Origin of the sequence: Clostridium chromiireducens (genome assembly GCF_003575225.1) — a bacterium.
GTDB lineage: Bacteria > Bacillota > Clostridia > Clostridiales > Clostridiaceae > Clostridium > Clostridium chromiireducens.
Genome location: NZ_QXDJ01000004.1, coordinates 480,150 through 502,958, shown reverse-complemented (window position 1 = coordinate 502,958; position 22,809 = coordinate 480,150). Strand labels below are relative to the sequence as shown.

Below are 22,809 nucleotides of genomic sequence, written 5' to 3'. Positions count from 1 at the left end.
GAAGTCCACAGGGGGGAGAAATGACAAAAGTTAAAATAGTACTTATAGTTATTTTTATAAGCATATTTGGTGCGGGTTTTTATGCTTATAATATTAATATGGAGTCAAGGGGTTACATAAATGCAATGATAAATAAGTATGAGGGTAAAACCTTAAATTCAAAGTTTGAAACCAAGATTAAATCCGGTAATCTATCTACTGATTATAATATTGAGCAGGTACTTAAGGACATTGATAGACTTAATCTTAACACGTTAAATGTTCCAATAGTAATAAATATTGAAAACAGAAATTCAAGCACCATGACAGTAGATAAGGGCAGTGAAAAGCGTGCTATTGAGTTATTTAAGAAGCTCAGGGGAAAGAAAATAAATATAATACTTGAGCCTTATCCATGGATAGAAAATGGAAGTATAGGAGAAACAGCCTGGAATCCAGATGATAAAGATGAATTCTTTAATAGCTGGACTAATAATGTCTTAAGTCCTTTAATTAAAGACATAGCTGTGCCATATCATGTAGATGCATTTAATATAGGAACGAGTTTTGTACATATGGAATCAGATGAAGATAGTATGTGCGATATGGTTGATTTTGTTAGAAAAGATTATAAAGGCTTAGTTACTTATAGGACCAATTTTTGGGTTACAGCAGAAAGCTTTTCACCAGAATTTAAAGATAAGTATAAAGAAAAACTGAATAATAAAGTATTTTCAAAAATAGATTACATTTCTATAGCAGCTTATTTTGAACTTACAGATAATGAAGTTAATACAGTGGAAAATTTAGCAAGTGCAATAGAAAAATCACAGATATATGATAGAAGGCAAAATGTGAAACAAGAGATAAAAAACTTTTATGATAAATGGAATAAGCCAATTTTCTTCGGAGAATTAGGTTTCCCAAGAACTAATAAAGCATCAGTGCAGCCATATAATCCATTAATCTCAGAAACCATGAATAACCTAGAGCAGGCAAATTGCTTTGAAGCTTATAAACGTCAATTCCAAGATGAACCTTGGCATCTTGGATTCTCAGTATTCGCCATAGGAGAAACGAGCACAGATAAAAGATATTATCCTAGCGATGAAAGTGCTGAAATCATAAGAACTTGGTACGAATAAAGGCGTTGTGAATCACTCGAAATATAAAAATACTCACATCAGGAGGCTATTTTTAAGTTTTCTGCTAAATAACCAAAAGGGAATATATGTGTTTGCTTCGGTTCTTCATTGTTTTCTTTACAAAACTTTATATTAGTGCGTATAAATAGTAAACAAATATGAAATAACTATATAAGTATGAAGTTGAATTTTTAAAGTATATATAGACTCCTAAATTATATATTGACTTATTAGATGAACATATTTATAAATCTGTTAAAACTTTAAGATGATATCTTCACTAGAAATTATAAACATTTTTGTACCCTCAAGGGGCATAATATGGAGAAAACATTTGAAAATGAGCTGTTAAAGGTTCTTAAGCAGAGAACCCAAATCTTTGATTTGGAGTGAATCGCTTACTCAGCGAACGAATGTGAGTCGAGTTTCCTCTGTAGATTGTTCCACTTTAGCTTGTCAAACTGAAAGTTGGAGCATGCTAAAGTGGATGCAACCTGCAACTTAGAACCTTCAGCGATATTTTCATAGTTTTTCGGAATTAAGTGAAACTTGATTTAGGTGGAGTTTAATCTCCACCTAAATCTTTAGTTGAACTTATCCAGTAGCACGCTATCGGATAAAAATGTTTATAATTTTGGTAAGTTATCACATAAGTATAAGTTTTATATTCGATATCTATAAATAGAAAAGAGTAGATTCTTTTGTGCAACGTTGCATTTAGGATATACACATATAAAAGAATGCCATAGAAAGGTTATAAACTTTTATATGTATTATTATATTCAATGTAGCCGAAATAATAGAGTCTACTTTCTTTGGGTATTAAAGGTGCTTAATTGCATGTTGTTACACTTGTGCTTGTCGTACTGAAAGTAGGAACACTATATTGCATAATTACAGAGAATTCTTAGGAAAGCTTTTACAATATATGATTACTTTTATAAAATTAGAGTTAAGATGATAATGTGTATCAAATAGCTAAATTTGCTAACAATTTAATAGATTATAATTTGTCATAGTGGTTAATATATTACTGCCAAGCAAAATAATTAATTAAAGGGAGGTAGATGCAAATGGCTTCAAGAAATAGTAGTAGTAATAGAACATTAGTACCAGAAGCAAAGGAAGGTTTAAACAGATTAAAAACTGAGGTTGCTTCAGAAATAGGATTAGGCAACTATGAAAGTACAGACAAAGGAAACCTTTCTTCAAGACAAAATGGTAGCGTTGGTGGAGAAATGGTAAAAAGAATGATTGAAAGCTACGAACAAGGACTCTAAAATTAAATAAAAATATAGAGGTTTTAGCAAATGCATAAAACCTCTATATAAAAGGAGACCATGCATCATAGGAAAAAGATCCTATATGCATGGTTTTCGTTGTTTTTTAGGATAAAAATATTCATAAATTCAGATATACATGCGACGCAGAGGCCTTTAGAAGGGAATTTTATATGCTTCTTAGTGATGTAGTATTTCTTTTCTAATGGTTTAATCAGTGAAGAGGTAATAAAATCAGGTGAGCTATTAACTGGACTCTAAAGTAAAGGTCGCTATACTCCCATTAGTATGTGACCATACTTTGCGTGAAGCAAATCACTATCTATGCTTGATAAAAATATTTGGAAAAAATATGCAAGATAATTAATTTACATATGTACGTGGTTTGAAAAATAAAAAAATCATAAGAATATAACATGAATTTTACAAGGATTTTAGCATAAATCTAACCTTAATCTTATAAAATTTATATTGTAGATATTAATAAGGGATGGTGAAGGCTATGACACCAAAAGAACTAACAGAGCAGACTATAAAGGATATAATGAAAAGAAGATTAAAGGCACAAAACGAATTTTATGGATATCAGAAGGAGCAGAATGTTAGGAAAAAGAAAAATTGGAGTGTCAAAGTTGGAGGTTACCGATGGTGAAAATCGCAAATTAATATTAACAATCAATTTTAGAACTCTAGAAATAGAGTTCATTTTATTTTGTAATCTTTTCCATAAAATTAGTACCTAAATGTATTCTAATTATTGTATATACTTATAGAAGGAGGTGGAATAGGTGGGAAATATAATCAAAATAATTATGTATGCAGAAGTGAAGAAAGAGAAAAATATTAAGTTGAAATTAGAAAATTTAGAAAAAGATATTTTTAAATATAACAATTGGATAAAAGAGACTAACAGAGAGGATAAAATGGAGACTTATGAACAATTTTTGCGAGCTAATTAATTTTTTATAGAGGTAAATTAAACCACGGAGTTTAATTTACCTCTTTTTTATGAGAGAAATAAATACTTATAAACTATACTAAGAAAATAAAATATATTTACAAGGTACATAATGATAAATATGATTTAGAATAAACGATATATAATCCTATTTGTGGGAAATAGGATTTAATTTGATAGTTATGCTGATAAAATGACTAATTTATATATTTTAGAAATAATTGATACATAATTTTATAAATATGTTATAATAAGTCATATAGTGTAAAACGTACACATAAAAAATAGTAGCCTGTAAATAATTTTTTAAATATATTCATAATAGAAATATAACATATATAGGGGGAATAGAGTTATGAAATCTTTAGGAATAGTTAGGAAAGTTGATGAGCTTGGAAGAATTGTAATTCCAAAGGAGACAAGAAAAGTATTTACTATTAATGAAGGAGACTCTTTAGAAATCTTTAAAGATGATAATGAAATAATACTAAAGAAATATGCACCAGGATGTACTTTTTGCGGAAGTATGGATCATATTTTTGAATTTAAAGGTTTCTATATCTGTGAAGAATGTAGAAATAATCTAAAAGCTGTAAAGAAATAAATAATAAGCATGCGCATTTTTATGTATGCATTAATTTTGTTTCCATCTCCTTTAAGTTCAGTTAAGGGAGATCTTTTTATATAATATATCAAGCAATTTGCTGGAAAGCTAAAGGATGAATTTAAATAGACATCGGAACGATTTATATATATAATTAGTTTTAAAATTATAAATATGAATTCATGTAAATCACGTTAATTGGGGGAAAGACAATGGAGTGGAAACTAAAGAAGTTTAATGAGTTAAACTGTGAGGAAATATATAATATTTTAAAGCTAAGAACCGAAGTTTTTATTGTAGAGCAAGAGTGTCCTTACCAAGACGCAGATGGGAAAGATCAAAAATCATTACACTTGTATTTAGAAGATAATGGAGAAATTATTGCTTATTCAAGAATTCTACCTAAAGGTGTTTCATACGATAAGGCATCAATTGGAAGAATAATAGTTAAAAAAGAACATCGTGGAAAAGGCTTATCAAGGAAAATGATATTAACAGCAATTAATTATATAGAAGAAATTTTAAAGGAAACAGAAATCAAGATTCAGGCACAAGCATATTTATTTGATTTTTATGGAAGCCTTGGATTTGAAGGGATTTCAGAAGAATATCTAGAGGATAACATTCCGCATATAGATATGTTATATAAAAAATAAGAAAATTATTAAATACCACATTATTAAATAGATAATGTGGTATTTTGAGATTTTAGTCTGTTTATGATCATAATTTATATTCTAATTTCCAGGATTTGATGAATTCGATGTTCCAGTTCCGTTATTTTGGCTTGATGTACTAACAGATCTCATCATTAATCCGCCATAACGCATTGCCACACACAGGCTGCCAATTAATAACGTGATTGCAATAATTGTTACTATAGCGACCATCTTTAATATGCCTTTATCCATAAGTAAACCCCCATATTGTTTTATTAATTTCAGAAACATTGTATCCAGAATCTCTCCCTAAAAAATCTAATTTATTCATAGTAAAATCTTCTTATATGAATTAAAGATGATGGATAACATTAAAATTATTATATCATTATATTCAGAAATAAGGTTAAGAAAAGGTTTATAATAAATGAATTAACGTAAGAATCTTTGAAAAAATCATTGGAATTAATTGTTTTGTAATACTATATTAACAAAGAGTTAATAACTTTGACAAACAACTGACAAAAACTAATTGTAAAATTAGTATTAGAAAGGGCGTTTGATAATATGGAAAGAGATAATGAAGAATTAGAGATTAGAAATATAGTTACAAAAAAAGATAAAAAAATATTAAACAAAGCATTAGATGGAATAAAAGGATGGAATTTTAATCCTATAGCTGTAGTAACTAATGGAATGGAAGAATACTATTTTATTTGTAAAGTTAAGACGATCATAGAAGATTTACAAATGAAAATGGCAAGAATATATATAAAAGTTCAAGAGGGAAATAAGCCAAGATTATTAGCTATTGAAGAAATAGTTTAAGAAAGTTTTAAAGTATATAGTAATTTAAAAGATTAAATCCAAAGACTTATATAACATGAATATAGCTGATACCTTTTTTCATAATAAATTTTAAGCAGTAATTAAGATATTATTAATTACTGCTTATATATTATTTAAAATTAAACGATAAAGATTATTAATTACTATTGATTGTTTTGTAATAGTGTGTTATTATAAAAACATACTAGAAATAGTAATCCCCACCCCTTTTATCTTAGTATATTTAATACCTTCAAAATTATTTATAGAGTGAAAAGCAGCTAGTTAAATAGCTGCTTTTTTGATAAACTACAAATTAAACCAGATCCTATAGAACTATACTGTCTATTTTATTATCTTTAATTCATTAGATAATTCTTTTTGGATATCTTTCATATAATCATCTGAATTCTTTCTTTGGATAGAGCTTAAGAATAAGCTAATGCCTACAAAAGTCAAAGATATTAAGATTATTATTACCATACAAACACCTCACTTATATTACAGTATTGACATGAATATAGAAAATATAACCAATTAGTGCATAGTTAATTTAAAAATTTAATATGTCGAACGATAATTGATAATTGTTATTAAATAACATAGAATATTTATAAAAAATATGTTAATATATGTTTATGAAGAAGAAAATAATTTAAGAAGTAATGAAAATTATATGAGGAGGGATGAAAATGCTTAGTTTAATTAAGAGCGATATATCTTATGGAAGGAAGAAAGTAAATGGGAAAATTATAAGAATTATTAGTATAAAAAATTTAGAAGATAATATTTTAAACTACAGCATTTGGCTAAAAAAGAACAACCGGGAGGACAGATTGGACAACTATGATGAGTTTTTGCAAGTTAAGTAGTGATTGATAAAGGCAGGTTAAATTTTAGATTTAAACTGCTTTTATTTTTGTGTAGGAAAGTATAAAAATTTTGTATTTTTAAAGCCAATTATATCAATGGTTAAGAAGAGGTTGGCTTGTAAAAATATGATTGAAAAGGAACGTGACGTAGCCGCTTTGTTCTATTTAATACTAATAGATAAAAATTATTAATTAGTATTTACTATTTTATAATGTGATGTTATAATATAAACATACAAACCCCCATACAATAACTCTCTCTCAAGTTTGTCATATAAGGATGTAGTTAACAATATTGTAACTACATCCTTTATTTTTTTGCACATAAATATTTGATATAACATAAAATGTTATATCATGAACAACTAAGGAGGAAATGGAATGGGGTACAATTTTAAAAAGGGAAAAAACTATAAGGAACATTATTCAGGAAATAATCAATGTGCAGAAAAATGTGTATTGGTTAAAAATCATAACCATGAATTTTTATCAAGTACAGACTATGCAAAAGATGAAGAGTGCATAATTCATAATCATCGTATAGCTGGTGTAACTGGACCTGCAATTAGATGTGGTAACTCTCATGTTCATAAAATTGAAACACTTACAGATACTTTTTGTGATCATTTTCATTCTGTTTGTGATACTACTGGTCCAGCAATTTCTCTTCCAGGTGGAAAACACATTCATTTAGTAAAGGGTGAAACTTCTGTTAATGATGGACATGATCATGATTATTTCTTCACTACTTTAATTGAAGATCCTACAAATGTTCCAAATGATAAAGATTGCTAGAATAAGCAATATTTTTGAAGTTTAGAATATTAAAATTTTTGAGATATAAATCTTAATGTGAATAGACAGATAGGGAGTATTTCATACAAGGATTTTAACGAAAAATATGAGTATTGATTTAATAAATAATCATATCTTTCTTCCCGGTATGCTTCCTTAATTATAAAGCTTTCCTAAATAAAAAACATCAACATTATGATAATGCTGATGTTTTTTTTGTGTTACAGGGATCGATGATGATTAGGTATATTTATATCTATTAGTAAAGTTAAATTGCATTAATTGTATAGTTCTAACCCGAAATATCGTTTATTATCATTATCCACAAACTTAATAGGTCCATTGTAAAGTATTGTACCAGCGTATTTTCCTTGGGTTATAACTACATAGTTATTTAAGTTACAATCAGGTGATTGCAGATTATATTGTAAATTTTTAAGTTCACTTCGAAAAGCATCAGGCTTTAATTTCATTATTTTTAGAGTTTTTAACTCTTCGCTAGAAATATTTTTATCATTGTTTGAATCACCAATCTTAACTAAGGCCGTTATTAAATCAGATGAAAGACCATTATTGTCTATTATATTTCCATCAGAGCCAAAGAGATTTGTTTTGTAAGTATAATTTGACTGCCTTTCTTCTTCAATAATTCCGGCTGTTTCACTAAGCCGATTTATATCTAATTTAAATTCAGAAATAGCAGCATTTTTATTACTAGCATTATTTAAAGTTTCATAGAAATCAGCAATTATAGTGAAAAAAATGAATAATAGCAATGAAACAATTGATATTCCTAATAATGTTGATTTTTTAATTGAATTGATTTTCTTCAAAATGTTCTTAACTATGTTGATATGGTAAGTACAAACTGATAATTTTTTAGTTTGCATTTTCACACCATCCTTTAAAATTTCTTATACACTAAGGTTACTATAGGAATATTAATTTAAATTTATGAAATGGTAAAAAAGAAGTTAAACTTATAGATTGATTCATTTTTATATTATGCGTGCACAAAATATACGTTACTAAAGTACATATACATTAGCTAATCTAGAATGATATAATTGCAGATAAAGATTTTTTAATTAGAGAAATATATTTACAACATGTAACTTAGAATTAAGTGATAACTTACCGAAATCAAATACATTTTTGTTCCTCAGGACTATGAAAATTTCGCTGAAAGTACTAAATTGAAGCTTGCATCCACATTAGCTTGCTCCCAATTTCATTGAGACAAGCTAATGTGGAACTAGCTTCCATTAAGTACTTTAGCAGCTTATTTTCAAATGCCTGCTTCATATTATGCCCCTTGTGGGTACAAAAATGAATTTGATTTCTAGAGAAGATATCCACTTAAAGTTCTAGAAAATTTGTAAATATGTTTATCTAATAAGTCAAATATTTAATTGGAATAACCATCCATACTTGTTAACTTTGAGTTTAGCATTTTAATAGAAATAAGTAACACATAAGTTTAAGTTACATGTTGGTTATCTATGATTTAGGAGGAGAATTATATGAAAGTGTATGTTTTAGATACAGGATATTTGGAAACGGATAAAAATAATGTGGTTGGTGGGGCAACTATGGGGACTTATAGTAACCCGCACGTAAAAAATGAATGGATTAAGCTGCCTGTAATGGCTGTTTTGATAGATCATCCTGATGGGAAAATATTATATGATTTAGGAAGCAATCCAGAGGCTATGAATGGATATTGGCCTAAAAATCTTCAAGAAGTTTATCCGTTATATCAAACAAAGGAACAGAGGCTAGAGAATCAATTAGCCTTATGTGACACAAAACCAGAGGATATAAAGAAAGTTATTATTTCTCATATGCACTTAGACCATGCAGGAAATTTAGATATGTTTAGGCATGCTGATGTGTATGTTTCAAAAGCTGATTTCATGCAGGCTCAGACACAGGTTAGATTAAATGCAGATCCATTGACTCATGGAGGATACATAAAAGCAGATTTAGATGTTTCAGTAAAACAATATCATTTAGTTGAAGATGATTTTGAATTTGCCAAAGGGGTAGAGATTATAAATCTCCCAGGTCATACACCAGGACTATTAGGATTGGTAGTTCACTTGGAAAATGAAGGTACTCTTATCTTTCCACAAGATTGTGTGTATACCTCGGAAATATATGGGCCGCCAGCAAAACCATCTGGATTGCTTTATGACAGTCTCTCATTCTTTAAATCGATTAATAAAGTGAGATCATTAGAAAAGAAGTATGATGCAAAAGTATTCTTTGCTCATGACGATGAATTCTTCAAAACAATAAAAGTTGCACCAAAATATTATAAATAATATATATACTTAATTTATTACATAACTTACCAAAAGTGAGTAGACTTTGTTATTCCGAAGGACTAAAAAATTAGAATCAAGCAAGTTTTCACTTACCACAATTTTGTGGTGAGTGAAATACTAAAATCAACTTTTTGGAAAAGTTCCGCGATAAGGAATTCTAATGATAAATCCTGTTTCATCAAATTTATAAGGTGTATCTTCTAGAGGGGATTTATTATTAACCAAATTCATACCTACTGTATAAAGTGCTACAGCTGTGTCATTAGGATCTTCGACAACAGTACCTGTCATAAAACCTTTTATTATTAAATCTTGGGCAGATGGTATTCCGTCCACTCCAAAAATCGGAATATATTTAGACTTATCTACCATATTATATCCGTGCTTTTGAAGTGCTTCTAAAGCACCTATTGCCATTGCATCATTATTTGAAATTATTAATTCTATTCTATTACCCAATTTAAGAAGAAGTGATTCAACAGCATTTTTAGCTAATTCTTGGTTCCAGTTACAAATTTGTAATGCAAGCTGTTGAGTTTTTATTCCTTCATTTTTGATTGTTGAAATAGAAGAATTTGTTCGTTCAATTGCGCCTATATTATCAAGTTCACCTTGTAACATTACATATTGCATTGTGTCATCTCCATTTTTATCTATAGTTGATTTATATTTATTCCATATATCTGAAATAAGCTTCCCTTGTAGATTACCTGCTTCTTTAGGATTGGTTGTTATAATAGCAAATTTTTTATATCCAATCATTTGGTTTGTTTTGGTTAGCGGTTCGGAATTAAATAGAATTAATGGAATACCTTTTTGTTTAACACTATCAATGTAATTATCAATTGTATGTGTATTTGTATCAACTAAATTTACCAAGAAAAGATCAATATTATTTTTGAGTAAGGTATCTAAAGTCTCATTTTGTGTAGCTTGATTTCCTTTTGCATCAAAAAAAGTGAAATTAACTTTATTTGCATTATCTTTTTGGATATTCTCTAAATCTTGTTTGATTTGGGATATGTATGGATCAGTGATATCTGATACTAATACTCCTACATTGACTGATTTTCTAGTAGCAGCATTTGAGCTAATGCATAGATTAGTACAATTATTATTTGGTTTTGGAATAATGACAAATATAATGATAATGAACATTATCTTATTAACTATTTTCATTTTGACTATCCTCCATATGTCATTCTAATCATAGTGCTCAAATTTAGATTATGTTTTAATGAAAAAATTATACTTTTTTATAAGTTATAAGCCTAGGAATAACTTATAAAGGTATTATGTAACTAAGATTTAAATCCAAATTTACAAGTAGTTTATCAGCCACAATAGTGATACAATGTAGTTTATATTGAAGAGATTGGAGCAAATTATGAAAGTAAATATTTTTATGCCTAAATATATGGCAGAATTTAAATGTATTAGCTCAAGCTGCACGGATACTTGTTGTGCTGGATGGGATATAAATATAGATGAAGATACTTATAATAAATATAAAAATAGTACCGGGGATTTTAACAAATTATTAGACGGAAAATATGTGAAAAATAAAGATGAATATGATTCGTTTAACCAGGGATTTATGGTACTTAAAGAAAAGAGTAGATGTCCGTTTTTAAATTGTAATATGCTTTGTGATATTCATGGTGGATTTGGAGAAGAGGAGCTTTGTATAACTTGCAAGAGCTATCCTAGAGTATTTAATATTGTGGATGATGTCTATGAAAAGAACGGATTACCTTCATGTCCGGAAATATGCTCTATGGCATTTTTAAATAAGGACAAAATGGAATTTATTGAAGGGGAAGAAGAACTAGAAGAGAAGAATACTGAAATAAGAAGAATTATAGATAGTGCAGCTTTTGATGGAACTGATAGTCTTCTTCAATACTTTTGGGATATAAGAGTAATATCAATAAATATTATGCAGTCAAGAAAGTTCTCTATTGAAGAAAGGCTAAATATCCTTAAAGCTTTTTATGTACAAATTGAAGAATCACATGCTTCATCAGAGTTTGACCTTATAGAAGAATTGTTAGAAGAATTTAATGATGAAGAGTCAGATTACAGCAGGTTAAGGGGATTAAAATTCAAAGAGGACAATAAGTTCTATACAGATATTGCAGAAAGTGCTCTTGTAGAAAATATAAGAAGCGTGAGATTAAAAGAATGCCTTAAAGACTATATAAATGGTATGACAAAAGTAAATAATATGAGTGAATTCTTAAATCATACACCTAAGTATTTTAAAGAATTAGAAAGCTATTCTTATGTTTTTGAAAATTATTTAGTAAATCAAATTTTTAAAGATCTAATTCCTTTTAATAAGGGGGAAAGTTTGGTTAAAAGCGTTAATGTGCTGATTAACAGTTACAGAATAATAAAGGCATATATTATTGGAATAGCTATGAGTAATAAGGAAGAGATAAAGGGAGAACAAATCGTAAGGGTTATTCAAGCTTTAAGCAAAGATATAGAACATAATAAGGTCTTTAAGGAATTGCTTGAAAGATAAGCAACTTATAACTTAGACTTATGTGTAACTTACCGAAATAAATAACATATTGTGTTTCGGTTTCTAGGAATTTTAATGGATGATTCTACGACTAGAAGTTGTACCCACAATGCTTGCTTCAACGACAGGCGCTGAACAAGCATTGTGGAACAACTTCTAGTCAAGAATCACTACCATCAAAATCCCAATGAAACACTGCAAACAATATGTTAATTATTTCTAGTATAGTGATACACTCAAAATTAACAAGAATGAATAATTATTTTAATTATAAGTCAAATATTTAAATTGGATATATATAACTTTATCGTTTCATATTTCATTAAAACGCAGAGAGGTAGGGAAAGGATGGAGATAATGCATTCTTTCCTTTTTAATTGTGCTTAGAATGCAGATAAGATACCCTTAATTTTGAAGTGCATTAGCGTCACTTATGACCATATCATCGTTATTATAAGATTCAGAGGGGGAAACAGACCCTACCTGAATCAAGCTTCACTTGATACTGAGCGAGAATAACTTTGCTGAACATATTCACATAAATTTGGAATTAGTGCTATAATTAAGATTAATATTGATTTGAAATGATAAGTTAATCAATACATTAATGTGTAAAGATGGGGGTTTTAGATGAATTTGAAACCTTTAAAAAATAGATTAACTAGGCATAATATAATGTAGTTAGAAGGGACTTAGTAAATTATGAGCAATAAATTTAAAATATTATCGGACATATCTAAAAAAAGTCAAGCTAGTGATTTTTACTTCACATTTTTTAAGGGAAGTTTATTAATTAAAAGAGAGAATGATGTAATAAATATTCCAGTTTTAGATGAACTTAATAATTTGAATGTTACATATGAAAGTGAATTCTTTTTAGGGGAAATGTTAGGACAGTCGTGTTTTGGTGTAGAAGCATCTTCTCAAATTGAATTAGAGGATGGCTATGAATTGATATCTTTAAGAGAGGTAGGTCCACTTATTGATGAAGAATTATTTTTAGTAGCTGGAAGGGCAAATCAGATACTAAATTGGGATAGAACTCACAAATTCTGTGGTAAATGTGGCTCGAAAACAAAAAACAAAGAAGAAGAAATAGCTAAAGTATGTCCAAACTGTAATCATGTAATGTATCCTGTTATTTGCCCAGCAATAATTGTTGCTGTTACAAAGGGGGATAAAATATTGCTGGCTCATAACAGTGGCTTTATAAATAATATGTATAGTTTAATTGCTGGATTTGTTGAAGCAGGAGAAGATTTAAAAAGCACTGTGAAGAGAGAAGTATTTGAGGAAGTTGGAATAAAGGTGAAAAATATTGAATTTTTTAATAGTTCTCCATGGTCATTCCCAAATTCACTAATGATAGGATTTTTTGCAGAGTATGAATCAGGGGAAATAAAGGTTGATGGTAAAGAAATTATGGACGCCAACTGGTTTTCAAAAGATAACTTTCCTAATATACCTAAGAAATATACTCTTGCAAGAAAGATAATAGATGAATTCGTTAATAGAGGAGAAAAGGATGGAAGAAAATAAGGTTGCTTATAAAACAATCGATGAATATATTTTGCAGTTTTCTCCTGAGATTCAGGAAATATTAGAAACATTAAGAAAAGTTATAAAAGAGTCGGCACCATATGCGGAGGAAAAAATAAGTTATCAGATGCCTACTTTTGTGCTGCATGGAAACTTAGTGCATTTTGCTGCTTATAAAAATCATATAGGGTTTTACCCTACGCCTAGTGGAATTAATGAATTTAAAGATGAATTATCCGAATATAAAGGGGCAAAAGGATCAGTACAATTTCCTATAGATAAGTTGCTTCCTTATGAATTAATAAGCAGAATAGTTGAATTTAGAGTTGATGAAAACATAAGAAAAGCAGAAGATAAATTAAAAAAGAAGAAATAGTTCTATAAAATCTTTATACAATCTTTACGATGAAAAAAATAATCTTAACCCAATTTTTATATCATAAGGAGTATTATTCAAATATAAAGTTATTTGAATAATACTCCTTATTTTTTGTTTTGCAATTAATTGGTATTATTTTTGCTAGGAATGAAGAGAATTATTCAAATTAAGAAAATAAATAATGAAGGGAGAAGAATAATGTTAGACGTGGTTTTTTTTGTAATATTAATATTAGGTTTTTGTTCAGCTACATTATTTGCGAATTGGTGTGAAAGGCAAATCAATAAATAAAAAAGTGAGGGGATATATATGTGGATTCTAATTACAATTATAATTTTACTTTTTGGATATTTAGGCTATGCACTATTTAATCCAGAAAAATTTTGATTATTGAAAGTAAATCAGGAGGAATAGTTTATGGAATGGTTACAAATAATAATAACTTTACTACTTTTTATGTTAATCGTAGTGCCACTTGGAAAATATTTATATTTTGTTAGTACTGGGGAGAAAACATTCGCAGACAAGCTTTTTAATCCGATAGATAATCTTATTTATAAAATATGCAAGATAAATAAAGATGAAGAAATGAATTGGAAAGAATATGTTTTTTCAATTATTGTAGTTAATGCAGTTATGGTATTTATAGGATATATAATACTTAGAGCTCAGGGAATCTTATTTTTAAATCCAAATAAAATAGATGGAATGGAGCAGAGTTTATCATTTAACACAATTGTAAGTTTTATGACAAACACAAATCTTCAAGATTACAGTGGAGAATCAGGTCTTTCTCATTTAAGTCAAATGATTGTTATCATATTTATGATGTTTACATCTGCAGCGACAGGTTTTGCAGCAGCTCTTGCTTTTATGAGAGGAATAATTGGAAAGAAAACTATGGGAAACTTTTTCGTAGATTTAATAAGAATTACAACAAGAGTTTTACTACCATTTTCAATAGTTATAGGAATTCTTTTAGTATCTCAAGGAGTGCCACAAACTCTATCAGGAACTAAAACAGTTACTACAATAGAGGGGAAAATGCAGGATATAGCGATGGGTCCTGTAGCAGCTCTTGAAGCTATAAAACACGTAGGAACAAATGGTGGTGGTTTCTTTGGTGCGAATTCGGCTCATCCTTTTGAAAATCCTACACCGTTATCAAATTTGATTGAATTATTATCTATGATGATGCTTCCAGGAGCATTAGTTTATACCTTTGGCTTAATGTTAAAGAATAAAAAACAAGGGTGGGCAATATTTGGTGCAATGGCAGGAATATTTATTATAGCTTTACCAATATGTTATTTTGCAGAAAAAGCAGGTAACCCGGTTTTAGCTCATGTAGGATTAAGCCAAGCTATGGGTAATATGGAAGGAAAAGAGGTTAGGTTTGGTATAGGTCAATCGGCGTTATTTACCACAGTGACTACAGCTTTTACAACAGGAACAGTTAATAATATGCATGATTCATTAACGCCTATTGGTGGTGCAGTAGCTCTTATGAATATGATGCTTAATGTTATATTTGGAGGAAAAGGTGTAGGCTTTATGAATATGATGATGTACGCAATTCTTACGGTTTTCCTATGTGGACTTATGGTAGGAAGAACTCCAGAATTTTTATCAAAGAAGCTTGAAGGGAAGGAAATTAAACTAGTAGCTTTAGCTATAATCATTCATCCATTTTTAATATTAATGTTTTCAGCTTTAGCTTTAGTGGTTCCACAAGGGTTAGCAGGAATATCAAATCCAGGGTTTCATGGTTTAAGCCAAATCGTTTATCAATTTACATCATCTGCTGCAAATAATGGTTCGGGATTTGAAGGAATGGCAGATAATACGTTATTTTGGAATACTACAACAGGAATAGTTATGTTCTTCGGAAGATACTTATCAATTATAATTCTTCTTTCAGTAGCAGGTTCTTTAGCGGCTAAAAGAACAATTCCAACGACAATAGGAACTTTTAGAACAGATAATAAAATGTTTGCATTAACCTTAATTGCTATTGTTTTAATAATTGGAGCGTTAACATTTTTACCAGCTTTAGCTCTTGGACCAATAGCAGAGCACTTAACATTGTGGAATTGATAAGACCTTGATTATTATGAAATTAGAATGCAAGGAGAAAAAATAATATGAGTGATAAAAAAAGAGAATCAAAATTTATTACAAAGGAAATATTGAATGAAGCAATTATAGAATCTTTTAAAAAGATGAATCTTAAATATATGATAAAAAATCCAGTTATGTTTGTAGTTGAAGTAGGTTTTATCATAACTTTATTACTTACATTTTTACCTAGTTTATTTGGCGATCAAGGCAGTAATTTAAGAGTGTATAATTTCATTGTAGCGGTAATATTGTTTATTACAGTACTTTTTGCAAATTTTGCAGAAGCAGTAGCTGAAGGGAGAGGAAAAGCTCAAGCTGAAAATTTAAAGAAAATGCGTAAGGATACTGTAGCAAAACTATTAAATCCTGATGGAACTACTAAAATCATAAATGCAAATGAATTAAAAAGAGGAGATGTAGTTTTAGTTGAAAATGGAGAAATAATTCCTAATGATGGTGAAGTTATAGATGGAATAGCTTCTGTAGATGAATCAGCAATAACTGGTGAATCAGCACCTGTTATGAAAGAACGTGGAGGAGATTTTGCATCAGTTACAGGAGGAACAAAAGTTGTAAGTGACTGGTTAAAGATTGAGATAACAGCAACACCAGGTGAATCATTTTTAGATAAAATGATTTCTCTTGTAGAAGGAGCATCAAGGCAAAAGACTCCAAATGAAATTGCGCTTAATACTGTACTTGTTAGCTTGACAATAATATTTCTTATAGTTATAGTTGCCCTTTATCCAATGGCCCATTATTCAGGAGTTTCAATCTATATTTCTACTTTAATTGCACTTCTTGTTTGTTTAATACCTACAACAATTGGAGGTCTATTATCAGCAATTGGTATTGCAGGCATGGATAGGGTTACCAAATTTAATGTCATAGCCATGTCGGGAAAAGCTGTAGAGGCTTGTGGTGATGTAGATACAATGCTTCTTGATAAAACTGGAACCATAACATTTGGTAATAGATTAGCAGCTGATTTTATATCTGTTGGAAAAACAGATAAGTTAGATTTAATAAATTATTCTGTAATGTGTTCGTTAAAAGATGATACACCAGAAGGGAAATCTATAGTTGATCTTGGTAAAAAGAGCAAAGCAACAGTTAATGAAGAAGAGTATAAAAGCTTAGATTTTATTGAATTTACAGCCCAAACAAGAATGAGTGGAGTAGATTTACGTGATGGCACTGCTATAAGAAAGGGAGCTTCTGATTCTATAAGAAATAGAATAAAAGAAATGGGAGGAACTATTCCGAAGGATTTAGATGAAGCTGTTAATGGAGTATCAAAACTTGGAGGAACACCTCTTGTAGTTTGTGTAAATGACAAAATATATGGAGTTATATATCTTAAAGATACTGTAAAACCAGGTCTTGTTGAAAGATTCAAAAGGCTTAGAGAAATAGGAATTAAAACTGTTATGTGTACTGGTGATAATCCGTTGACGGCTGCAACTATTGCTAAAGAGGCTGGAGTAGATGAATTTATAGCTGAATGCAAGCCAGAGGATAAAATTGCTGCTATTAAAAAAGAACAAGAACAAGGTAAACTTGTAGCAATGACTGGAGATGGAACTAATGATGCACCAGCTCTAGCACAGGCAGATGTAGGGCTTGCCATGAATAGTGGTACTACAGCAGCTAAAGAAGCAGCCAATATGGTAGATTTAGATTCAGATCCAACAAAAATCCTAGAAGTAGTTGAGATAGGAAAACAACTATTGATTACAAGAGGGGCTTTAACTACTTTCAGTATTGCTAATGATGTAGCAAAGTATTTTGCTATTATACCCGCTATATTTACTGTAGCTATACCTGAAATGCAAATAATGAATATAATGAGACTTTCAACACCATATAGTGCTATACTCTCAGCGCTTATATTTAATGCAATAATAATACCATTGCTTATTCCAATAGCAATGAAAGGTGTAAAATATAAACCTATGAAAGCAGAAATGATGTTACTTAGAAATATGCTCATTTTTGGAGGCGGAGGAGTACTTGTTCCTTTTATAGGAATAAAGATAATTGATATGGTTATTACTCCACTAGTTAGAATTCTTAATATAGGCTAATTTAGTCAGTTAACAGTCAGCAATTTACAATTGAGAATGAAAGCCGCAGGCTTTCTTTTCAAATGAATGTTTCTTGAAGTTCTGAGATTTCAGAAAAATATGTTATTAAGTATTTTAAAATAAATAATCGTATGTATTTCAACAAAAAGGAGATTTTTATATGAAAATAATTAAAAAATCTATTCTCGTAAGTATTACTTTAATGATACTTTGTGGGCTTATATATCCTCTTTTAATGACTGGAATAAGTCAGTTAATTTTTAATAAACAAGCTAACGGAAGTATGGTAGTTGTTGATGGAAAAGAAGTTGGATCAGAACTTATAGGACAAAACTTTACTGATTCTAGATTCTTTAGAGGTAGAGTTTCTGCAATAAATTATAACACTTATACAGAAGCTGATACAAAAGAAGATGAAAATGGTAAGTCAGCATATAGTGGTGTAGGTTCAGGATCACAAAATTTAGCACCTTCTAATGAAGCACTTAAAGAAAGAGTTGAAAAAGATATTAATGAATTTTTAGATACTCATCCTGGAGTTAAAAAAGAAGATATTCCAACTGATTTATTAACAAGCTCGGGTTCAGGTCTTGATCCTGACGTAAGTCCAGAAGCAGCAGCAATTCAAATACCTGCAGTTTCAAAGGCATCAAGAATAAGTGAAGCTGATCTTCGCAAAATTGTTGATAAATATACTGAGGACAGGACTTTAGGTGTATTTGGAGAAACAAGAGTAAATATTATGAAAGTTAATATTGAAGTAGCTGCAATTTTAAACAAAAAGTAGATTGAAGTTGTGTGCATTTTATATTATGTGGACTGGAGGAGTTACTATGAAAAAGATGCTTTCTGTATTTTTAATTTTTATAATGAGTAGTATTTTTATAGTAGGTTGTAGCAACGACCCATATATCGGAAGATATAGATCCTCCGATAATACTATATTGGAACTTAACTCAAATGGTAATTGTACAATTATAAATAATTTTTATAAGGATGTATTTTATACTTATGCAAAATATAGCATAGAAGATAATGAAATAGAAGTAATTTTTGGAAATAATGAACAGAATTATTTTAGAACCAAAAGTTTAAAAGGAAAAGTTAAAGGAAGTAGTATAGAGTTTTATAATTATTCAAGCGTGAAAGAAGAGGATATCTATTCAAAAATGGATTAATACAGTTTAGGAAAGATATTTCTTTTGTATTAATTACTATATAATTTTACTAAAATAGAAGACACAACTATATGAGAGTAAGGAGGAATTTAAATAGATATTCATGAAAGGCCAAATCCAGACTATCTTTTAAATCAAATAAAAAAAGATGAAGAGGATTCTTCGATAGGGAAATTGAAGATATTTTTTGGTTATGCAGCTGGAGTTGGTAAGAGTTACTCAATGCTGATGGAAGCTCATGATATGAAAAAGATGGGCAAGGATATAGTAATTGGTTATATAGAACCTCATACTAGACCAGAAACTATGGCTTTAGTAAGTGGAATTGAAGACATTGGCGTTAAGATTATTAATTATAAGGGAATAATATTAAAAGAATTCGATTTAGATAAGGCTCTTGATAGAAAGCCACAGATAATATTAGTAGATGAACTTGCTCATACCAATGCTAGTACTGAAAGGCATAGAAAAAGATGGCAGGATATCGAGGAACTTTTAGAGGCTGGAATAGATGTTTATACAACTTTAAATGTTCAGCATATTGAAAGCTTAAATGATATAGTTGAAAGTATAACACATATTGCTGTAAGAGAAACAATTCCGGATAAGGTCTTTGATGAAGCTGATAAAGTAGAATTAATTGATATTGAGCCGACTGAACTCCTTAATAGATTTAGTGAGGGAAAAGTTTATAGCAAGGAGCAGACAAGAAAAGCTTTTAATAACTTTTTTACTAAAAATAATCTATTTGCCCTAAGGGAAATTGCATTAAGAAGAACAGCTGATAGAGTAAATTATGAGGTGGAAAGTGTAAGATTATCAAAAGGACAGATAACTGTAATGCCAACATCAGATGTAGTGCTTGCCTGTATTTCCCCATCACCTTCATCTTCAAGAGTCATAAGGACAGCCACAAGGATGGCTGAAGCTCATCATTCAAAATGGATAGCTCTTTATGTTGAGACAACAAAATCTCAAAATTTGAGTAAAGAAGATAGAGAAAGGCTTAATTCACATTTTAGTTTAGCGGAGCAATTAGGAGGAGAAGTAGTAACAGCATATGGTGACAATACTATTGAACAGATAATTCAATATGCAAAATTTAGAAATGCAACTAAAATTATTATAGGTAAAAATCATAAGAAACCTGAGAATTTATTTCATTTTTATGCTAGGGATATTGTTGATAAACTTATGGAATCAAACTCTTATATAGATGTGTATGTAATACCAAATTCAACTTTTTATAAGGGAAAAGAAAAGATAATACAGAAGGATAAAATAAAATTCAATGTGACTAAAAGAGAGATATTAATATCCAGCTTAATAATGCTATTATCTACAATGATTTCGCTATTAATTGATTATATAGGTTTTAGTGAAGCTAATATAATTATGATATTTATACTCGGTGTTATTATAGTTAATATGAAAACAAGAGGATACCTTTTAGGGTTCACTAGTTCAATTATAAGCATTTTTCTATTTAATTTTCTTTTTACAGAACCAAGATATTCTCTTGAAGTATATGATAAAAGCTATCTGGCAACATTTCCTATTATGCTTATAGTAACATTTATCATTGGTACTCTTACAAATAAAATTCAAAGAGAAGCGCAAAATTCGTTGCTAAGAGAAAATAGAACACAAATTTTGTACAGGGTAAGCAAAAAATTATTAAGTGCAACAGGTACTGCAGATGTTGTAGGGATAGGAATAAAATATTTATCAAGATTACTTGAAAGAACTATTATTTGCTATTTAGTTCAAGAAAATAGATTATCTACACCTTTTATTTATACTGCAACTAAAGGTGAGAAAGACAGAGCTTTATTAAGTAAGGATGAAGAAGCTGTAGCACACTGGACGTTATTAAATGATAAAGAGTCAGGGACAGGAACAAATACCTTTTATGGAGCAAAAGGTTATTATATGCCTCTAAAAAGTAATGGAAGAATATTAGGCGTAATAGGAATTTCATGTACTAATGGTCAATTAAAACCTGAACAAAAATTTATATTTGAAACAGTTGCTAACCAAATTTATATTGCTCTAGACCGAGAAATCCTTGCAGAAACCCAAAAGAATTCTAAATTAGAGGTAGAAAGCGAAAGGTTAAGGAGTAATCTTTTAAGGTCAATTTCTCATGACTTAAGAAGCCCCCTTGCAGGAATTAAGGGAGCAGTAAGCACTATAATTGAAACAGGAAATCTCATATCAGAAGAAACTAGGAGCGAATTACTTGAAGGTGTTTACGATGATACTGAGTGGCTCATAAGATTAGTTGAAAACTTACTTAGCATGACACGATTTGATGAAGGAAAGATGAAAATAAAAAAGAATATGGAGATTGTAGAAGAAGTAGTTTATGAAGCGGTTCAAAGGACTTCAAAACGATTTAAAGATCATAATATTAAAGTAACAGTTTCTGAAAATGTAATAATGGCTCCAATGGATGGTAGTCTAATTGAGCAGGTCATAATAAATTTACTTGATAATGCCATAAAATTTACTCCCATAGAATCAGAAATAGAAGTAAAGTTTCATGAAAATGATGAGAGTGTTATCTTCGAGGTAAGTGATAATGGTATGGGAATAAGTGAAGAAATATTACCAAATATATTTGATAGATTTTTTACAAACGGAAATATAGTTTCAGATTCTAGACGAGGTGTTGGTTTAGGCCTTGCAATTTGCAAATCCATAGTTGAAGCACATGGTGGAACAATTTTTGCTTATAACAAAGATGAAGGAGGAGCAACTTTTAAATTTGATATTCCGAAGGAGGAAAAAGTAGATGGATAATAAACTGCATATCCTTGTTGTTGAAGACGATAGACCTATAAGAAATTTTATAACAGCATCCTTAAAAGTTCAAGGATTTAATTATATAGAAACGGATAAAGGGAATGAAGCCATTGCTCTTTCAATGTCACATAATCCTGATTTAATAATATTGGATTTAGGACTTCCAGATATTGATGGAATCGAAGTTGTTACAAAAGTAAGAGAATGGTCAAAGGTTCCTATAATAATTGTTTCTGCAAGAGAAAATGAGAGACAGAAAATTGAAGCTTTAGATAAAGGTGCAGATGATTATTTAACAAAGCCATTTGGAATAGGAGAATTATTAGCAAGAATTAGAGTATCCTTAAGACATAGCATGACTGTAACAAATGAAAAAGGCAGTATTGATGTGTTTAAAGTTAAGGATTTAGCAGTAGATTTTAATAAAAGAAAAGTGACTATAAACAGTGAAGATAAACATTTAACTCCCATAGAATATAAAATAATGGCACTCCTTTGTAAGTATTCAGGAAAAGTATTAACTCATAATTTTATTATTAACGAAATTTGGGGAGCTTCAATAGGGAATGAAACTCAGTCACTTAGGGTTTTTATGGCGAGCCTAAGAAGAAAAATAGAGAAAAACCCTGCAGATCCACAATATATTTATACAGAAGTCGGGGTAGGGTACAGATTAGTTGATGATTAAAAAAACTCATAGTCCATTATTTAGAATTG

General features: G+C 29.5%; 24 protein-coding genes. 20 read left to right on the top strand and 4 right to left on the bottom strand.

Annotation, left to right across the window (positions count from 1 at the left end; translation table 11 throughout):
- The first annotated feature begins 20 nt into the window (after window positions 1-20).
- The 6 genes from D2A34_RS18080 (at window position 21) to D2A34_RS18065 (ending at window position 4,622) form a co-directional block, all read left to right on the top strand.
- Complete coding sequence (locus D2A34_RS18080) at window positions 21-1,124, top strand: glycoside hydrolase family 113 (RefSeq protein WP_119367490.1); 1,104 nt, start codon at window positions 21-23, stop codon at window positions 1,122-1,124.
- Window positions 1,125-2,197: 1,073 nt separating this feature from the next.
- Complete coding sequence (locus tag D2A34_RS18075; RefSeq protein ID WP_079441651.1) at window positions 2,198-2,404, top strand: alpha/beta-type small acid-soluble spore protein; 207 nt, start codon at window positions 2,198-2,200, stop codon at window positions 2,402-2,404.
- Window positions 2,405-2,906: 502 nt separating this feature from the next.
- Complete coding sequence (locus tag D2A34_RS26850) at window positions 2,907-3,056, top strand: hypothetical protein (RefSeq protein WP_169896854.1); 150 nt, start codon at window positions 2,907-2,909, stop codon at window positions 3,054-3,056.
- Between the two features lie 136 nt (window positions 3,057-3,192).
- Window positions 3,193-3,363, top strand: coding sequence for a hypothetical protein (locus D2A34_RS26845; RefSeq protein WP_182629412.1), 171 nt, complete (start codon window positions 3,193-3,195; stop codon window positions 3,361-3,363).
- 354 nt (window positions 3,364-3,717) lie between these two features.
- Complete coding sequence (locus D2A34_RS18070; RefSeq protein WP_079441650.1) at window positions 3,718-3,966, top strand: AbrB/MazE/SpoVT family DNA-binding domain-containing protein; 249 nt, start codon at window positions 3,718-3,720, stop codon at window positions 3,964-3,966.
- 212 nt (window positions 3,967-4,178) lie between these two features.
- Window positions 4,179-4,622, top strand: coding sequence for a GNAT family N-acetyltransferase (locus D2A34_RS18065; RefSeq protein ID WP_079441649.1), 444 nt, complete (start codon window positions 4,179-4,181; stop codon window positions 4,620-4,622).
- Window positions 4,623-4,703: 81 nt separating this feature from the next.
- Here D2A34_RS18065 and D2A34_RS26840 read toward each other — a convergent pair whose 3' ends face one another.
- A complete protein-coding gene (locus D2A34_RS26840) occupies window positions 4,704-4,877 on the bottom strand; it encodes a hypothetical protein (RefSeq protein WP_182629411.1) in 174 nt (57 codons plus the stop codon).
- A 315-nt stretch (window positions 4,878-5,192) separates the two neighbouring features.
- On the opposite strand from D2A34_RS26840, the gene D2A34_RS18060 reads away from it, so the two are divergent.
- A complete protein-coding gene (locus D2A34_RS18060; protein WP_079441648.1) occupies window positions 5,193-5,453 on the top strand; it encodes a hypothetical protein in 261 nt (86 codons plus the stop codon).
- Between the two features lie 345 nt (window positions 5,454-5,798).
- Here the strand turns inward: D2A34_RS18060 and D2A34_RS26835 are convergent, their stop codons facing one another.
- Window positions 5,799-5,936 (bottom strand): hypothetical protein, encoded by a 138-nt coding sequence (locus tag D2A34_RS26835; RefSeq protein ID WP_160361132.1) that lies wholly within the window; start codon window positions 5,934-5,936, stop codon window positions 5,799-5,801.
- Window positions 5,937-6,145: 209 nt separating this feature from the next.
- Here D2A34_RS26835 and D2A34_RS18055 point away from each other — a divergent pair, with 209 nt between their 5' ends.
- Complete coding sequence (locus D2A34_RS18055) at window positions 6,146-6,325, top strand: hypothetical protein (RefSeq protein ID WP_079442461.1); 180 nt, start codon at window positions 6,146-6,148, stop codon at window positions 6,323-6,325.
- A 381-nt stretch (window positions 6,326-6,706) separates the two neighbouring features.
- Window positions 6,707-7,120, top strand: a complete 414-nt coding sequence (locus D2A34_RS18050) for a YmaF family protein (protein ID WP_079442460.1) — start codon at window positions 6,707-6,709, stop codon at window positions 7,118-7,120.
- A 278-nt stretch (window positions 7,121-7,398) separates the two neighbouring features.
- Here the strand turns inward: D2A34_RS18050 and D2A34_RS18045 are convergent, their stop codons facing one another.
- Window positions 7,399-8,010 (bottom strand): hypothetical protein, encoded by a 612-nt coding sequence (locus tag D2A34_RS18045; protein WP_079442459.1) that lies wholly within the window; start codon window positions 8,008-8,010, stop codon window positions 7,399-7,401.
- 633 nt (window positions 8,011-8,643) lie between these two features.
- Here D2A34_RS18045 and D2A34_RS18040 point away from each other — a divergent pair.
- Window positions 8,644-9,447: an N-acyl homoserine lactonase family protein gene (locus tag D2A34_RS18040; RefSeq protein WP_119367489.1), complete on the top strand. Its 804-nt coding sequence runs from the start codon at window positions 8,644-8,646 to the stop codon at window positions 9,445-9,447.
- A gap of 126 nt (window positions 9,448-9,573) precedes the next feature.
- Here the strand turns inward: D2A34_RS18040 and D2A34_RS18035 are convergent, their stop codons facing one another.
- On the bottom strand, window positions 9,574-10,629 hold the full coding sequence (locus tag D2A34_RS18035) for a galactose ABC transporter substrate-binding protein (protein WP_079440586.1): 1,056 nt from the start codon (window positions 10,627-10,629) through the stop codon (window positions 9,574-9,576).
- A 208-nt stretch (window positions 10,630-10,837) separates the two neighbouring features.
- Here D2A34_RS18035 and fliB point away from each other — a divergent pair, with 208 nt between their 5' ends.
- From fliB to D2A34_RS17985, 10 genes are all read left to right on the top strand, one after another.
- Window positions 10,838-11,980, top strand: a complete 1,143-nt coding sequence (fliB, locus tag D2A34_RS18030) for a flagellin lysine-N-methylase (RefSeq protein WP_119367488.1) — start codon at window positions 10,838-10,840, stop codon at window positions 11,978-11,980.
- Window positions 11,981-12,682: 702 nt separating this feature from the next.
- Window positions 12,683-13,519, top strand: a complete 837-nt coding sequence (gene nudC, locus D2A34_RS18025; protein ID WP_119367487.1) for an NAD(+) diphosphatase — start codon at window positions 12,683-12,685, stop codon at window positions 13,517-13,519.
- On the top strand, window positions 13,506-13,895 hold the full coding sequence (locus D2A34_RS18020) for an iron chaperone (protein ID WP_119367486.1): 390 nt from the start codon (window positions 13,506-13,508) through the stop codon (window positions 13,893-13,895). Before nudC ends, D2A34_RS18020 begins: the two co-directional genes overlap by 14 nt.
- Window positions 13,896-14,207: 312 nt before the next feature.
- The gene (kdpF, locus tag D2A34_RS27685; RefSeq protein WP_079440616.1) at window positions 14,208-14,285 is read left to right on the top strand and encodes a K(+)-transporting ATPase subunit F; all 78 of its coding nucleotides are present in this window, start codon (window positions 14,208-14,210) and stop codon (window positions 14,283-14,285) included.
- Window positions 14,286-14,315: 30 nt separating this feature from the next.
- Window positions 14,316-15,995 carry a potassium-transporting ATPase subunit KdpA gene (gene kdpA, locus D2A34_RS18010; RefSeq protein WP_119367485.1) on the top strand — a complete coding sequence of 560 codons (1,680 nt, stop codon included), beginning with the start codon at window positions 14,316-14,318 and terminating at the stop codon, window positions 15,993-15,995.
- 47 nt (window positions 15,996-16,042) lie between these two features.
- Window positions 16,043-18,106: a potassium-transporting ATPase subunit KdpB gene (gene kdpB, locus D2A34_RS18005; RefSeq protein ID WP_119367484.1), complete on the top strand. Its 2,064-nt coding sequence runs from the start codon at window positions 16,043-16,045 to the stop codon at window positions 18,104-18,106.
- 160 nt (window positions 18,107-18,266) lie between these two features.
- Entirely contained in the window at window positions 18,267-18,893 is a 627-nt protein-coding gene (locus tag D2A34_RS18000) for a K(+)-transporting ATPase subunit C (protein ID WP_119367483.1), read from the top strand.
- Between the two features lie 46 nt (window positions 18,894-18,939).
- A complete protein-coding gene (locus D2A34_RS17995; protein WP_119367482.1) occupies window positions 18,940-19,284 on the top strand; it encodes a hypothetical protein in 345 nt (114 codons plus the stop codon).
- A gap of 93 nt (window positions 19,285-19,377) precedes the next feature.
- A complete protein-coding gene (locus D2A34_RS17990; protein ID WP_079440594.1) occupies window positions 19,378-22,089 on the top strand; it encodes a sensor histidine kinase in 2,712 nt (903 codons plus the stop codon).
- A complete protein-coding gene (locus D2A34_RS17985) occupies window positions 22,082-22,780 on the top strand; it encodes a response regulator (RefSeq protein WP_079440595.1) in 699 nt (232 codons plus the stop codon). The genes D2A34_RS17990 and D2A34_RS17985 overlap by 8 nt, the downstream gene beginning before the upstream one ends.
- The last annotated feature ends 29 nt before the right edge of the window (window positions 22,781-22,809 follow it).

Excerpts from the sequence above, each read along its gene's own strand:
- D2A34_RS17985 (WP_079440595.1), top strand. The coding sequence starts at position 22,082 with ATGGATAATAAACTGCATATCCTTGTTGTTGAAGACGATAGACCTATA.
- kdpF (WP_079440616.1), top strand. The coding sequence starts at position 14,208 with ATGTGGATTCTAATTACAATTATAATTTTACTTTTTGGATATTTAGGC.
- D2A34_RS18040 (WP_119367489.1), top strand. The coding sequence starts at position 8,644 with ATGAAAGTGTATGTTTTAGATACAGGATATTTGGAAACGGATAAAAAT.
- D2A34_RS26835 (WP_160361132.1), bottom strand. The coding sequence starts at position 5,936 with ATGGTAATAATAATCTTAATATCTTTGACTTTTGTAGGCATTAGCTTA.
- D2A34_RS17995 (WP_119367482.1), top strand. The coding sequence starts at position 18,940 with ATGAAAAAGATGCTTTCTGTATTTTTAATTTTTATAATGAGTAGTATT.
- D2A34_RS18075 (WP_079441651.1), top strand. The coding sequence starts at position 2,198 with ATGGCTTCAAGAAATAGTAGTAGTAATAGAACATTAGTACCAGAAGCA.
- D2A34_RS18060 (WP_079441648.1), top strand. The coding sequence starts at position 5,193 with ATGGAAAGAGATAATGAAGAATTAGAGATTAGAAATATAGTTACAAAA.
- D2A34_RS18050 (WP_079442460.1), top strand. The coding sequence starts at position 6,707 with ATGGGGTACAATTTTAAAAAGGGAAAAAACTATAAGGAACATTATTCA.
- D2A34_RS26840 (WP_182629411.1), bottom strand. The coding sequence starts at position 4,877 with ATGGATAAAGGCATATTAAAGATGGTCGCTATAGTAACAATTATTGCA.
- D2A34_RS18020 (WP_119367486.1), top strand. The coding sequence starts at position 13,506 with ATGGAAGAAAATAAGGTTGCTTATAAAACAATCGATGAATATATTTTG.
- D2A34_RS26850 (WP_169896854.1), top strand. The coding sequence starts at position 2,907 with ATGACACCAAAAGAACTAACAGAGCAGACTATAAAGGATATAATGAAA.
- D2A34_RS18045 (WP_079442459.1), bottom strand. The coding sequence starts at position 8,010 with ATGCAAACTAAAAAATTATCAGTTTGTACTTACCATATCAACATAGTT.
- D2A34_RS18065 (WP_079441649.1), top strand. The coding sequence starts at position 4,179 with ATGGAGTGGAAACTAAAGAAGTTTAATGAGTTAAACTGTGAGGAAATA.
- D2A34_RS18055 (WP_079442461.1), top strand. The coding sequence starts at position 6,146 with ATGCTTAGTTTAATTAAGAGCGATATATCTTATGGAAGGAAGAAAGTA.
- kdpA (WP_119367485.1), top strand. The coding sequence starts at position 14,316 with ATGGAATGGTTACAAATAATAATAACTTTACTACTTTTTATGTTAATC.
- D2A34_RS18080 (WP_119367490.1), top strand. The coding sequence starts at position 21 with ATGACAAAAGTTAAAATAGTACTTATAGTTATTTTTATAAGCATATTT.
- D2A34_RS18035 (WP_079440586.1), bottom strand. The coding sequence starts at position 10,629 with ATGAAAATAGTTAATAAGATAATGTTCATTATCATTATATTTGTCATT.
- fliB (WP_119367488.1), top strand. The coding sequence starts at position 10,838 with ATGAAAGTAAATATTTTTATGCCTAAATATATGGCAGAATTTAAATGT.
- D2A34_RS18070 (WP_079441650.1), top strand. The coding sequence starts at position 3,718 with ATGAAATCTTTAGGAATAGTTAGGAAAGTTGATGAGCTTGGAAGAATT.
- D2A34_RS18000 (WP_119367483.1), top strand. The coding sequence starts at position 18,267 with ATGAAAATAATTAAAAAATCTATTCTCGTAAGTATTACTTTAATGATA.
- kdpB (WP_119367484.1), top strand. The coding sequence starts at position 16,043 with ATGAGTGATAAAAAAAGAGAATCAAAATTTATTACAAAGGAAATATTG.
- nudC (WP_119367487.1), top strand. The coding sequence starts at position 12,683 with ATGAGCAATAAATTTAAAATATTATCGGACATATCTAAAAAAAGTCAA.